The sequence below is a fragment of the Butyrivibrio sp. M55 genome (assembly GCF_900116865.1).
Lineage (GTDB): Bacteria > Bacillota > Clostridia > Lachnospirales > Lachnospiraceae > Butyrivibrio.
Genome location: NZ_FPCD01000005.1, coordinates 1 through 12,800 on the forward strand (window position 1 = coordinate 1; position 12,800 = coordinate 12,800).

Sequence of the window (12,800 nt, forward strand, 5' to 3'; positions counted from 1 at the left end):
GATAATCTGTCAATACCTTTTAAGAAAAAAAGACCCCTATGTCATTTCTGACATAGAGATCTTTTGGGCTGTCATCTTAACTTAATGACATTGATTTTCTATCGGCTAGCCTTTTTCATTCTTGTTTCCACTCAACTGATATAAAAAATCATACTAAAAACCGACTAAAAAGAAGTTTTTAGTATGTACACAGGCTTTAGCTTGTGCTAAGCAAAATTTACTTTTGACACTCACATCATTATATAGGGTGATTATATCAATTAATTTCCTTAATAAAATTAACCAGGATATCTGAGCATTTCTCAGGTTTATCCAGATATATTTCATGCCATCCAGGGCACTCTACCATCTGACAATTTCCTAGCTTTTCCATATATGTTGCTTTTATATCAGGATTTTCACTTTCTACTCCATATGTTGTGGCCGCAACATATACTTTAGGTATTTCATTCGTTTTTAAGGTGTCCCAAGTCTTTCTAATGTTGTCTCCAAATAGCTTTTCTTCTGAGTTACAGGCATTTGAACCCATAGTCTTAGATAATACTCTCCAGGCTATATCTCTATGCTTTTCATCCAAGATAGCAAAAGTACTGTCGTCATCATCCTCATTACAGATAGGCTTAATCAGAGCGTTGATTAGACCAAATTTACCAGCTGTATGCATCCAACCAGGGAAGAAGTCCCAAGCACTGTACTGGTCCTCTTCAATCGGATAAACTGGTACGCCATCAAAAATTGCGACACCTTCTATTTCATCAGGATATTTGCTTTCCCAATAAGTAGAATATATACCGCCTAAGGAATGGCCTATAAGAACATATGGAGGCTTCACGCCGGCATTTTTAAGAGCCTTGCGATAGTCCTCAACAACATATTCAACTGTCATATCGTTTTTAGTGTCGTCACTCAAGCCATATCCAGCCCTGTCGATGAAATACAATTCATTATTCTTTTCAATTTCTTTTGTCATTTCTCGCCAGGCTATGACAGCTTCACCATCAATAAATCCCGATAAGCAAACTATTCTATGATTACCATTTTCTTTTCCACACTGATACACATTAAGCGAATAATCACCCACTGAAACTCGATTTTCATAGCCTTCTGTTCTAAGCTGCTTAAGAGCTCCATGCATATTCAAATGCTGATAAACAGCAAATATAGTAATAAACAGGACAATCCCTGCCAAAATAACACCTGTGACACGGCCTATTATCTTCTTCATCTTTCTCTCCCCTATTAATAAAACATATTCCGATTTCTATACTCGACTGTCATAGTATGTCTGACGTAGTATGTTATATCATAGGATTTCTTCCCTGTCAAGGATTCAACAAGATAGAGTTTCGCTATGCGAAACTCCCGCAGTGCGAGCCTGCAATTGCTGAAAGCAATTAAGTACATATGCAGGCGAGACACATCTTACAAGCGCAGCTTGTTTTTTATGTAATAGGAGATTCCAGAGGAATTTCCTATTACATAAAAAAGGCTAGCCACGGCTCAATGTCATTAAGTTAAAATAACAAACATAGATTCCTATATCAGAAATGGTATAGGGGTCTTTTTTTTAACACTTGACACGAGCGACAAAATGTGCGGCCGCTTTCGCTACTGATCGAATAGAGAGGTAGCGAAAGCGGCCCTTGTAATTAGCAAGAGTTAATTGCAAGGAGGTGCTTATATGAAACCAAAACACATTAAAAAGCTATTAATGTCGGAAATTGAAACTGTTGCAAATGCTTCTGATAAGTATTGTTCAAATCCAGGGCGTGATTTTTCACGAGAACGAAAACTCTCTTTTAAAAAAGTCGTGGAAAGTATTATCGGAATGGGTAGCAAGGGACTTACAAATGAGTTGATTGACATCTTTAATAATGACCCTGAAATGCCCTCCGCCTCTGCTTTTGTCCAACAACGGAGCAAAATCAAGCCTGAAGCCTTCAGGGATATATTGGCAGGGTTCACAGAAAAGATAACCGAGCAATCTTGCCAATTAAGATTATTGGCAGTAGATGGTTCTGATATTCAAATCGCAACTAATCCAGATGATGAAGATACCTATTTTCCAGGGGCAAATGGTCAGAAGCCTTACAACCTAATTCATTTAAACGCCCTTTATGATCTTGAACAACATATTTATGTTGATTCAAGAATACAAGGGCGTATGAGTGGGAATGAACATATGGCATTGTAAGAAATGGTTGATAAATCAGACATACAGAAGGCCTTAGTCATCGCAGACAGGGGATATGAATCTTATAACAACATGGCTCATATACAGGAAAAAGGATGGTTCTTTTTGATACGTGTAAAAGATGGAAAAGCTGGCATAAAGGACGGATTGCTACTCCCTGAAGAGAATGAATTTGATGTTGATATTTGCTTGAAGCTTGTACGAAAACAAACCAATGAAATAAAGGAACTTATGAAAGATAAAAATAAATATCGATTTATCCCCCATAACGCAAGTTTCGATTATTTACCGGAGAAAACAAGAAAAGCAGATCCTGTTATATTTTATGAATTAAAGTTCAGGGTGGTCCGTTTTGAAATAGGAACTGAGAGTTACGAAACAGTACTCACGAACCTTGACAAAGACGCGTATCCAGCGACAGAGTTAAAGCGACTATACGCTGCCCGTTGGGGAATTGAAACATCTTTCCGAGATTTAAAGTATACATTAGGGATGCTTGATTTTCATTCAAAAAAGGTGATGTGCATCCATCAAGAAATCTATGCACATCTGATTATGTATAACTTTTCTGAAATGATTACCTCGCATGTAGTCATTGCTAAAAAACAAAGAAAGCATACATATAAAGCAAACTTCTCAGTTGCCGTCCATATGTGCAGACTCTTCTTCTATGAAAGAGCATCACCACCCAATCTGGAAACCATAATTGCAAGAAATCTTATACCGATACGGCCAGAACGACATCGCACTCGAAATCTGACTACAAAGATTTTTCATGGTTTCTTGTATAGAGTAGCATAATTATACTTAATTGAATACTTTTTGCGGCAGACTTTCGTCTGTCTTGTTGTGATGCTCAGAAATAAAAAAAGAACGATTGAAGATATAAATACCTCAATCGCTCTTGTTGATTCTTTGGTTAATCCCTTAATTGGTCAATGTTAACTTAATGACATTGGTCATGTACGACGCATTGCTTTTTTTACTCACTCCAGTTCATACACAACCTTCCGAATCTCCTCATTAAGCTCCTGCCTCCTGTCATTCAAAAGCAGTATCTTATTATATTTATAATACGCTTCATTTCCCGTCTCGCGCACAAACTTAAGACTGTAGTAAGCATTCGAAAGCTCCGTAAGAAAAATGACCATCTCCTGGCTTCCCGAAAGAGACTCCTCATCGCCAAACACGCGATTTATAAATTCAAGACTGTTCGTAAGATGTCTTCCGCTCACTTCACTTGCATTTTTCCTTGAAAGCTCCCTGCTGTTGAACCACTCTTTTACCACTAAGACAGGATCCTTATCGTAGTCTTTAGCAATAATCTCCGCGCAGTTCTTTAGCTCTGCTGCCGCAATTCGCCTGTACTTCTCATCATCGCGGCTCACCATTCCGGTCTCGACATCCTTTTTTAAATTCTCCAGCTCCTCATCGGCTTTTGACAATAAATACTCCGAAGCAGCATCGGCTTTTAAGACTTTCTTTTCACAGTAACCAAGAAACTCCTTCATGACTGTGAACAAGCTCTTCTGAACCGCCTGATCTTTTGCATAGTCCCTAAACTCTTCCATCAGCTTATCTGTAAGAAGCCCGATAATACTGAGCTTTTCATCAAAACTTCCGTTTCGAAGGGCATCCCTGTCCTCAAACACCTCTCCCTCAAGAATCTTGGGAATCTTATAAAGTTCTCTGTACCTGTGATAAAGCTCATAGTACGTCGCAAAATCAGCAGCAATATCCGCATTCTGAATATACTGACTGACAAGATTCTCATCCACAACAACGCCGAGTTTCTCATGAACCTTGATAACTCTCGATAAATCCTCCCAGCCTCTTGCGGTCACAAAGCTTCTTTTCTCGAGCTCAGTCCTGATGCTGTAGAAATTATCTTTTTTAATCTCCAGATAAGCGAGGATTGCACCGTGAACGCCTACCTTATATGCATATTCCTTCCACGCCTCAAAGTCCTCTTCAATATCAATCTGACGCACTCGGTCGAGAGTTACTATATCGAAATTTCTGACCGACTTGTTGTACTTCGCAGGATTTCCCGCAGTCACAATGATATAGCCGTCAGGAAGCTTATGTGTTCCGAAAGTCTTGTACTGAAGAAACTGAAGCATCGTAGGCGCAAGCGTTTCCGAGACGCAGTTTATCTCATCAAGGAAAAGAATTCCCTCTTTTACCCCGGACTTCTCTATCTGATCGTAAACAGCCGCTATTATCTCGCTCATAGTGTATTCGGTTACCGAATACTTCTTCCCACCGTACTCTTTCTCAGAGATCATCGGAAGTCCAATGGCGCTCTGCCTCGTGTGATGAGTTATCGTATAAGACACAAGACCTATTCCAAGCTCCCACGCAATCTGCTCCATTATCGCAGTCTTGCCTATTCCGGGAGGCCCCATAAGAAGAACGGGTCTCTGCCTGTTTACGGGAATCTCATACTGCCCGCTCTCATCTTTCGTAAGATATGCCCTCACGGCATTTTTCACTTCTTCCTTCGCTTCATTTATGTTCATGGTCAATCCCTCATCTATTGTGACGTAATTATATATCCTTATACATAGAGCTTCAGCGCCCACTCCGGCACCTTTGTATCATCGATGTCCCCGTCCTTCGGAAACGCAAACGCAACATCGTAGTCAGGGCTCTTTTCCGGATACTCTCCATATCCGTCGGTAAAATATATAAGCCCCTTCAGATTCTCAAACTCTCCCTTTTCGCGCAAGTTCTCGACATATTCAAACACAGGCCTAAAGTCCGTCCCAAAGCCACCTTCAACCGTAATCTTACCGATGCGCCTCTCCATATCTTCAACGGATTCAATAAGCTCATCCTTCTGCACCCTGTCATCGCACTCGATAAGATGCACCTTGATCTTCTGAAAAAAGCTCTCTTTGTCTAAAAGAATCTTCGCCGCCTCTCGAAGAAATCCCTCAAGTAGCGTATCCGTACAGGACGCCGACGTATCTACCGCGATCACAAGCTCTTTTAACCGCTTAACTTCCCTGAACTCGTTCTCTTCAATGAGTGGCATATTGCCGTAATGCGCCATCCCAAATGAATACATCCCATAGTCGAACGTATCAAGATCGATACCGCCCTCTTCCCTAAGTATCATAAACCTTTTCAGGAACTCACGGTAATCCGTCCTTGAAGTATTCTGTATCTGCAGGAGAAAAGAGAGCTTCCCGACCTTATCCGAAGCCCTGCTCGAAAGCGCATCTATCTCGCTCTGAAGTCGCTTTGCCTCTTTCTCCCAGTCTTTTTCCTTATCTTTTATTTCTCTTAAAACAAGCGGACTTATCAGTTTTTCCTTAATTTTCTCGTCTTCGTCGTTTTCTTTCTCCGGCTCATCCTTCGGAATCCTTCTGAAAAAGCTGTGATCATCAAGCTTAAACTCCCGCTCTGCCCGTTCAAGCTCATCTATCGAAAGTTCTTTTCCCTCAGCAGAAAAAAATCTGTATAACTTCTCCACAGTCAAGACCTTGAGTTCATCCTCTAAAAGCGCATACATCCTGTCCCTGTAATCCGACGTAACCCTATAGATGCAAGGATAGTCCATACCGTCGAGAATAGATTCGACCACGATATCGGCGCACAGATCAAAGAGCCTCTCATCCTCATAAAACGCCGAAGTGTACATATGCCTGAATATGCAGTGAAGTATCATGTGAAGATACGTCCTGTTAAGCTTTCCCGGCTCCTCGACAAAGAGCTTTAATATATACGAAGGGTTGTACCTGATGTTCACCGCATCGGTTCCTACAGTCACGGTCGAAAGATCCATCTCATACCGAAGGCTCATAAGCGCCGCCCCCATGAATCTCATAGCAATATAGAGTTCCGTTCTCGAAGCCTCAAGCGCCTTTACACCTACAGCCTCAAGCTCCCTTCTTTTCGCACTTCCGGAAGTACCTTGATCCATGTCTTTCTCCATCTCAGCCTCCGCCTTTTACAAAAGATTGAATTCCTCGAAATTTCCACCGGACTTTCTGCTCCGTTCGACAATAACCGCGCACAGTAACGTCTTTCCGGCAGCCGTAGCTCTTTTTATCCCCTCTTCTATATGTTCATCAAGGAAAAGAGCTCCATCAGCCCCTGTCCTGTAATCAAGGAGCTTACCTATATACTCAAGATTCTCTTCCGTCTCAGATGCCTCATCTATCAATCTGTTAAAAATGCTTCCAAAATTATCGGAAACATACTCTTCATACTTTTCTCTGAATCTGTCTTCAAGTTTAAGCGGATACAAAAGCCGCCCTATCGCTATATCCTCAGCGATCTCGCTTCCGTCTATTATCGCCTTTTCAAAGAGCTTGTCATACTCCCTGAAATTGATGAAAGTCCTGTCAACGCACTCCCTGTACGCATAGCCCGATCCGCCTATAGAGAACTGAATCGTCCTTGCCATGGTATTCTCATTGAAGTCATAAAGAAATTCAGGAAAGATCAAAAGAGCTTCTTCAACGCTTCCATCCTCTTGATGAATCTTTATCCAAAAACTCAGCGTCCTGTCCACATCCGCGAGAAAGTTTCGTATTATCTCGTATCTTCCGCTGTTTACAGTCACATCTATTTTTCTCAGACTGTCGCACTGCCTCAAAACACCGTCGTAATAATCGATTATGCCGTCGTACACGCTTATCTCTTTAAGCGACTTACAGTTGTGAAAAGCAAATCCGAAAACAGTCTTAATACTCTCGGGAAGTACAACACTTTCGATATCGTCTCTTCCTGAAAAAGAGTGATTTGCGATTTCCTCAACCGTGACGCCGTCAATCTTATGAGGTATCACAAGTTTCCTGATGCTGCCCTCATAGCCCGTTATCGCAATATATTCATGTCCGTCTTTTTTATGATTCTTTTTCTCATACAAAAACATTTCGTTTTAATGTTCCTTCCTGCACTACTCGAAGTTTACCAAAACCACTACCTTGGCGCAACATTGTGGACACAGCGCTTTAAAACTTGTATGCACAACTTACGTTTAATCGGTGATAAAATACATATATGATCTCATGCTTATTATAAGGGGGAGCAATCATGGATAACAAAAAATCAACATCACTTAAATATCAGCAAATAGAGAAAGAACTAAAGCAACTCATCCTGGAGGAAAAGATAAAACCCGGAGAAAAAATGCCGTCCGAGAACGTGCTTACCGCAAAGTATGGCGTAAGCCGTCAGACAGTCAGAAAAGCCATATCCAACCTGATAAATGAAGGCTTTGTATATGCGGTTCAGGGAAGCGGCACTTACTGCTCCGATGCTTCAAGATTCAAAAAGGACTCAAAGGATATCGCCGTTGTGATGACGTACCTTTCGGACTACATTTTCCCGAAAGTCATAAGCGGTATCGATTCCGTTCTTTCTGAAAACGGGTACAGTATTGTGCTCAAAAATACAAACAACTCAAGAACAAGAGAAATAAAATGTCTGGAAGAACTTATTGAAAAAAATATCGACGGCATAATCATAGAACCCAGTAAGAGTAACGTTTTCTGCAAGCACAAGTATCTGTATGACAAGCTTGATTCTTACGGAATCCCCTATATCTTCATTCAGGGTGCATACTCCGTTATGGAAGACAAGCCGCATGTCATCATGGATGACGAGAAAGGCACATATCTTTTGACAGAGCACCTAATCAATCTTGGCCACAGGAATATCCTCGGAGTATTTAAAAGCGATGACACACAGGGACAAAACAGGCACAAAGGCTACGCCAAAGCTCTCGCAAAAGCAGGAATCACCTACGATCCCGAGAACGTCATATGGTTCTACACGGAAGACAGAGCCGTGCACCCATACACCACTCTCCAGAAGATGATAAAGAGCGGTAAAAAAGTTGACGCCATCGTAGCCTACAACGACCAGATAGCCTTTCACCTCATAAAAGCCATACGCGAGCTCGGTCTCAAAGTTCCCGAGGACATCTCAATCACAGGATATGACAACTCTCAAACTACAAGTAACACAGACATTACCCTAACAACCATTGCCCACCCCCAGCAGGAACTTGGCAAGATTGCCGCTGAAGCACTACTTAAAATGATCCGCGGCGAAGAAGTCGACAAAACAATAGTAATAGAGCCCAAACTCATAGTCGGAAACTCCTGCAAAAGCAAATAGAATTTGTCATCCAAACGATAACCCTCCGAAATGTTTACAACTTGACCACTCGTACGTACAAGTTTGAAAATCAGATTATAACGTATTGTCTTTTTTGTGAGAAGGGAAAGCAATACATGGGGTAAAAACGCTATATTTTAAGGAGGGTTACAAATGATCAAAACAAAGTCATACAAGTTTTGGTTTTGCACGGGCTCTCAGGATCTTTATGGGGATGAAGTCCTGAGACACGTTGCCGATCATTCAAAAGAAATTGTTGAAGAGCTCAACAAATCCGGAATGTTACCGTACGAAGTTGTATGGAAACCGGTTCTTATAACAAACCAGCTCATCAGACAAACTTTCAACGAGGCAAATGCTGACGAAACATGCGCAGGCGTCATCACATGGATGCACACATTTTCACCTGCAAAGTCCTGGATAATCGGACTTCAGGAGTTCAGAAAGCCTCTTCTTCACTTGCACACTCAGTACAATGAAGAAATTCCTTACGACACAATCGATATGGACTTCATGAACGAGAACCAGGCTGCACACGGTGACAGAGAATACGGTCACATCGTAAGCAGAATGCGTATTGAGCGCAAGGTTATCGCAGGCTATTGGAAAGATAACGAAGTAAGAAGCAGAATCGCATCCTGGATGAGAACCGCTGTCGGCGTCATGGAATCAAGCCACATCAGAGTTATGCGAGTTGCCGACAACATGAGAAACGTTGCGGTTACAGAAGGTGATAAGGTTGAAGCACAGATCAAATTCGGCTGGGAAGTTGATACCTATCCCGTAAACGAGATTGCAGACAGCGTAGCTGCTGTAAGTGCTGCCGACGTAAGCGCACTACTCGATGAATATTATGACAAGTATGAGATCATTCTCGACGGAAGAGATCCCGATGAATTCAAGAAACACGTAGCCGTTCAGGCTCAGATAGAACTTGGTTTTGAGAGATTTCTTGAGGAAAAGAACTATCAGGCAATCGTAACACACTTCGGTGACCTCGGTTCACTCGGCCAGCTTCCCGGACTTGCAATCCAGAGACTCATGGAAAAAGGCTACGGATTTGGCGCAGAGGGTGACTGGAAAGTTGCCGCAATGGTTCGCCTTATGAAGATAATGACTGCAGGCATGAAGGACGCTAAGGGAACTTCAATGCTTGAGGACTACACATATAACCTTGTAAGAGGAAAAGAAGGAATACTCGAAGCTCACATGCTTGAGATATGCCCTACTATCGCAGACGGCCCTATCAGTATCAGGGTTAAACCTCTTTCAATGGGTGACAGGGAAGATCCCGCAAGACTCGTATTTACATCAAAGGAAGGAAAAGGTATTGCCACATCACTTGTTGACCTCGGCAACAGATTCCGTCTTATCATCAACGAAGTTGAATGTAAAAAGACAGAAAAGCCCATGCCTAATCTTCCTGTTGCAACAGCATACTGGACACCTTATCCGGATCTTTACACAGGTGCTGAAGCATGGATTCTTGCAGGCGGTGCACACCACACAGCATTCTCTTATGACCTCACAGTAGACCAAATGGCTGACTGGGCTGAGATCATGGGAATTGAATCTGTAATTATTGATAGGAACACTTCTATACCGGCGTTTAAGAGAGACCTTAAGCTCGGTGAAGTATTCTATAGATAACCCCACAAACCTCTTTTTTTCAAGGAAATACCGGCCATTACAGTATTTCCTTAACCACTTCGCGGGAAGTGCAAAACGCTTCGCGCTTCCCTAAAAAATTGCACAACTTATGCAAAAGGCTGACGCTTAGGTACCCCCGTAGCGTCAGCCTTTTGTATATCTTTATTAATTCTTTGTCCTGATGGTTATAGCTTTCTCAATAACAGATACATCAGTCTCCTTGTAAGAACCGCCATATTCGCCGTCCAAAGTCCATTCAACTTCTTCAGAAGCCTTGAACGTAACATGCTTAACCTGCTTATATGTAAGGTACGGATTATCGGGAAGCTTCATTGCAAGTGCCGAGATTATTGAATTAAACTCCGCAAGATTCTTAGGCGCGTGTATAAGGATAAGCTCCATCTGTCCGTCATCCTGCTGTATAAGCTCATCTCCAAAGAGCGTCATTCCCGCAACAGATGACGAGTTGCTCACTGCTCCGAAAACGTAGTCACCGCTCTCTTTTACTCCGTCCGCTTCAATTTCCATATGACAGCTGTATCCGATATTCTGCGGAAGTTCTGCAACCGCACTGAGTAAGTATGCCGCATAACCAAGAACATTTTTTAGTTCCTGATCCGTCGCGTAACTTACTTTAGAAAAAGCTCCGAATGCCGCAACATAGTTAAAATACGTGCCATTCATCTTTCCTACATCATACTTGAACGGCTTACCGTCCACTGCAGCTTCGATTGCCTTCGCTCTTACTCCGGGTATTCCGAGGCCTTTCGCAAAATCATTTGTACTTCCCGCAGGTATGTATGACAAAATTGGCTTATTGCACATACGCATTATCGCGTTTACAACATGATTAAGCGTTCCGTCGCCGCCGCTGCACAGTATGGCGTCTACACGACCGTCATACTGATAAATGATAGTTTCCGAGGTAATATCATCCTCAGGCAAAATAGGGAACACAACCGGCTCATATCCTGCCTTTGCAAACCTCGTAACTATGTCCAACGTATAGTTTCCTGCTTTTCCAACCCCCGCAGTTTTATTTATCAAAATAAGAACTCTTTTCTCCATATGCGTTACCCCCGTTGTAGCTTTATTTCTTTTTATATGTCCTGTACGTATATGTTATGTCGAAATAAACCTGTTCCTCACTCTCTTCTACAAGTTCCCAGGCAGGGTTTTCATCAAGATTAGGAAAAAAACTGTCTGCCTGATATTCCTTATCGATAAAAGTGACAATAGCTGTATCACATTCATCGATAAATTCATTATACACGCTTGCTCCACCAATGATAAATATATCGTCGGAAGGAACATCTTTTAAAAGCTCAGCGAGCTCTTCCTTATTATGTGCAACAACAGCATCCTTTACTTCATAGTCTTTCCTTGTTGAAAGGATAATGTTACTTCTTCCGGGAAGCACTACCCCTCGTGGAAAAGTCTCAAGAGTCTTGCGACCGTACACGATAGTCTTTCCCATTGTTAAATTCTTAAAATTCTGCTGATCGGCTCTGATGCTCACCAAAAGGCGTCCCTGATATCCGATTGCCCAATTCTTATCCACTGCTACTATTGCTTTCATATTCTCCTCCAAAATAGTAAAAGGCTGCAATATATTGCAGCCCTCATAGTCTATTATTTTATTACTGTACAGTAAGTGAATCCCATGTATCAGCCGGAACAAGTGTGATATATGTCTTACCTGTGTTGATCTGAATCTCTTCGCCCTTATCGTCATAGTACTTAGTTACATGTGTCTCGCCGTCCTTAACCCATGTAATGTCCTTGGCAACACCGTTTGTGATATACCATCCGGGCTGTCCTGCTGCGATACAGTTGTAAATAAGATAACCGTGCTCATCATACTGATGGAAATCACATTTCTGGATGAGTACATTCTTGAAGCTGAGGGGCTCGTTATCCTCTCCGTCCTCGTGACGTGAGCCGTACTCATAATACTCATATTCCTTAGTCTCTTCGTTATACTTAAGTGTTGAAGTATTGTGCCAGAAAGGAAGTGCAATCTCAGTTGCAGGATATGTTCTGTCATAAACCTTTGTAAGGTCTACTTCCTTACCGTAGGGAGCAAAGTTGAAGTGACTTCCTTCGTTCTTATACTCTGTATAAGTTGTTGAATATGCAGAATCACTCTTTTTGCTTGAGAAGTTCTTATCAAGATCTCCCTCGCAAACATACTCTGTAAATTCTCTGGGCTTACCGTTCTTTACTCTCTGGAATGTTCCTGAGAAATGCTGTGCCCAAGGATTCTTCAAATACTCATCGATATAGAAAGGGCCACCGTCATGGCAAAGAACCGCATTCCACTCAGCTGCAAGAAGAATGTTTGTGGGACGTGTACTTCTTACGCTACCCATCTGTTTGATCTGACCCCAATCCTTAACGATACACATAAGTCTTGTGATTCTGTCATTCTGTGTGCTGTTCATAAGCTCATAAACAACGTCTGCTTCCGATGTTCCGAAATGAGGAAGCGCTGTCTTCTCATTATCAACCATTACAGCGATAGGACGCTGATCTTTGAGTTCTTCACTGATAGGCTCACCTGTGATCTCACTGAGGTACATTCCTTCAGGAATTTCAAAGTTCTCTGCTTCCTCTGATGATGCCTCTGAAGAAGCATCGCTTGCAACATCTTCAACTGAAACTGAGAGTGATGAATCATCAGCTCCCTTATCTTTTCCACAAGCTACAACGGAAAAAGCCATAGCTGTGCACATTGCAATCGCAATAAATTTTTCCCTTTTTTTCATAGTAAACATCTCCCAATTTTTCTTAGCTAATTAAGTCAATGCAATTATTT

Annotated in this window: 11 protein-coding genes; 4 read left to right on the forward strand and 7 right to left on the reverse strand. The window is 41.9% G+C overall.

Features of this window, described 5'->3' with window-relative positions:
* Nucleotides 1-256: 256 nt before the first annotated feature.
* Nucleotides 257-1,225, reverse strand: coding sequence for an alpha/beta fold hydrolase (locus BM398_RS07420; RefSeq protein WP_026512991.1), 969 nt, complete (start codon nucleotides 1,223-1,225; stop codon nucleotides 257-259).
* A gap of 456 nt (nucleotides 1,226-1,681) precedes the next feature.
* On the opposite strand from BM398_RS07420, the gene BM398_RS17395 reads away from it, so the two are divergent.
* On the forward strand, nucleotides 1,682-2,194 hold the full coding sequence (locus BM398_RS17395; protein ID WP_051563075.1) for a hypothetical protein: 513 nt from the start codon (nucleotides 1,682-1,684) through the stop codon (nucleotides 2,192-2,194).
* Nucleotides 2,195-2,197: 3 nt separating this feature from the next.
* Complete coding sequence (locus BM398_RS17400) at nucleotides 2,198-2,995, forward strand: IS4 family transposase (protein ID WP_218141017.1); 798 nt, start codon at nucleotides 2,198-2,200, stop codon at nucleotides 2,993-2,995.
* A gap of 185 nt (nucleotides 2,996-3,180) precedes the next feature.
* Here the strand turns inward: BM398_RS17400 and BM398_RS07430 are convergent, their stop codons facing one another.
* The 3 genes from BM398_RS07430 to BM398_RS07440 are packed head-to-tail and all read right to left on the reverse strand — an operon-like array spanning nucleotide 3,181 to nucleotide 7,082.
* Nucleotides 3,181-4,716 carry an ATP-binding protein gene (locus BM398_RS07430; protein WP_092337115.1) on the reverse strand — a complete coding sequence of 512 codons (1,536 nt, stop codon included), beginning with the start codon at nucleotides 4,714-4,716 and terminating at the stop codon, nucleotides 3,181-3,183.
* A gap of 38 nt (nucleotides 4,717-4,754) precedes the next feature.
* Nucleotides 4,755-6,137 (reverse strand): vWA domain-containing protein, encoded by a 1,383-nt coding sequence (locus BM398_RS07435; RefSeq protein ID WP_092337116.1) that lies wholly within the window; start codon nucleotides 6,135-6,137, stop codon nucleotides 4,755-4,757.
* Between the two features lie 15 nt (nucleotides 6,138-6,152).
* Complete coding sequence (locus BM398_RS07440; RefSeq protein WP_092337117.1) at nucleotides 6,153-7,082, reverse strand: leucine-rich repeat protein; 930 nt, start codon at nucleotides 7,080-7,082, stop codon at nucleotides 6,153-6,155.
* 161 nt (nucleotides 7,083-7,243) lie between these two features.
* Here BM398_RS07440 and BM398_RS07445 point away from each other — a divergent pair, with 161 nt between their 5' ends.
* Both BM398_RS07445 and araA read left to right on the forward strand, forming a co-directional pair.
* Nucleotides 7,244-8,332, forward strand: a complete 1,089-nt coding sequence (locus BM398_RS07445) for a GntR family transcriptional regulator (protein WP_092337118.1) — start codon at nucleotides 7,244-7,246, stop codon at nucleotides 8,330-8,332.
* 153 nt (nucleotides 8,333-8,485) lie between these two features.
* Nucleotides 8,486-9,982 carry an L-arabinose isomerase gene (gene araA, locus BM398_RS07450; protein WP_092337119.1) on the forward strand — a complete coding sequence of 499 codons (1,497 nt, stop codon included), beginning with the start codon at nucleotides 8,486-8,488 and terminating at the stop codon, nucleotides 9,980-9,982.
* Nucleotides 9,983-10,147: 165 nt separating this feature from the next.
* Here the strand turns inward: araA and BM398_RS07455 are convergent, their stop codons facing one another.
* The 3 genes from BM398_RS07455 to BM398_RS07465 all read right to left on the reverse strand — a co-directional run bounded on the left by BM398_RS07455 (nucleotide 10,148) and on the right by BM398_RS07465 (nucleotide 12,750).
* Nucleotides 10,148-11,050 (reverse strand): diacylglycerol/lipid kinase family protein, encoded by a 903-nt coding sequence (locus tag BM398_RS07455; protein WP_092337120.1) that lies wholly within the window; start codon nucleotides 11,048-11,050, stop codon nucleotides 10,148-10,150.
* A gap of 22 nt (nucleotides 11,051-11,072) precedes the next feature.
* Complete coding sequence (locus tag BM398_RS07460; RefSeq protein ID WP_092337121.1) at nucleotides 11,073-11,561, reverse strand: dihydrofolate reductase; 489 nt, start codon at nucleotides 11,559-11,561, stop codon at nucleotides 11,073-11,075.
* A gap of 61 nt (nucleotides 11,562-11,622) precedes the next feature.
* Nucleotides 11,623-12,750 carry a DUF3048 domain-containing protein gene (locus tag BM398_RS07465; RefSeq protein WP_092337122.1) on the reverse strand — a complete coding sequence of 376 codons (1,128 nt, stop codon included), beginning with the start codon at nucleotides 12,748-12,750 and terminating at the stop codon, nucleotides 11,623-11,625.
* Nucleotides 12,751-12,800 lie beyond the last annotated feature (50 nt).

Bases quoted from the DNA above. Each gene is read 5' to 3' on its own strand.
- BM398_RS07420 (WP_026512991.1), bottom strand. From the start codon at position 1,225: ATGAAGAAGATAATAGGCCGTGTCACAGGTGTTATTTTGGCAGGGATT.
- BM398_RS17395 (WP_051563075.1), top strand. From the start codon at position 1,682: ATGAAACCAAAACACATTAAAAAGCTATTAATGTCGGAAATTGAAACT.
- BM398_RS17400 (WP_218141017.1), top strand. From the start codon at position 2,198: ATGGTTGATAAATCAGACATACAGAAGGCCTTAGTCATCGCAGACAGG.
- BM398_RS07430 (WP_092337115.1), bottom strand. From the start codon at position 4,716: ATGAACATAAATGAAGCGAAGGAAGAAGTGAAAAATGCCGTGAGGGCA.
- BM398_RS07435 (WP_092337116.1), bottom strand. From the start codon at position 6,137: ATGGAGAAAGACATGGATCAAGGTACTTCCGGAAGTGCGAAAAGAAGG.
- BM398_RS07440 (WP_092337117.1), bottom strand. From the start codon at position 7,082: ATGTTTTTGTATGAGAAAAAGAATCATAAAAAAGACGGACATGAATAT.
- BM398_RS07445 (WP_092337118.1), top strand. From the start codon at position 7,244: ATGGATAACAAAAAATCAACATCACTTAAATATCAGCAAATAGAGAAA.
- araA (WP_092337119.1), top strand. From the start codon at position 8,486: ATGATCAAAACAAAGTCATACAAGTTTTGGTTTTGCACGGGCTCTCAG.
- BM398_RS07455 (WP_092337120.1), bottom strand. From the start codon at position 11,050: ATGGAGAAAAGAGTTCTTATTTTGATAAATAAAACTGCGGGGGTTGGA.
- BM398_RS07460 (WP_092337121.1), bottom strand. From the start codon at position 11,561: ATGAAAGCAATAGTAGCAGTGGATAAGAATTGGGCAATCGGATATCAG.
- BM398_RS07465 (WP_092337122.1), bottom strand. From the start codon at position 12,750: ATGAAAAAAAGGGAAAAATTTATTGCGATTGCAATGTGCACAGCTATG.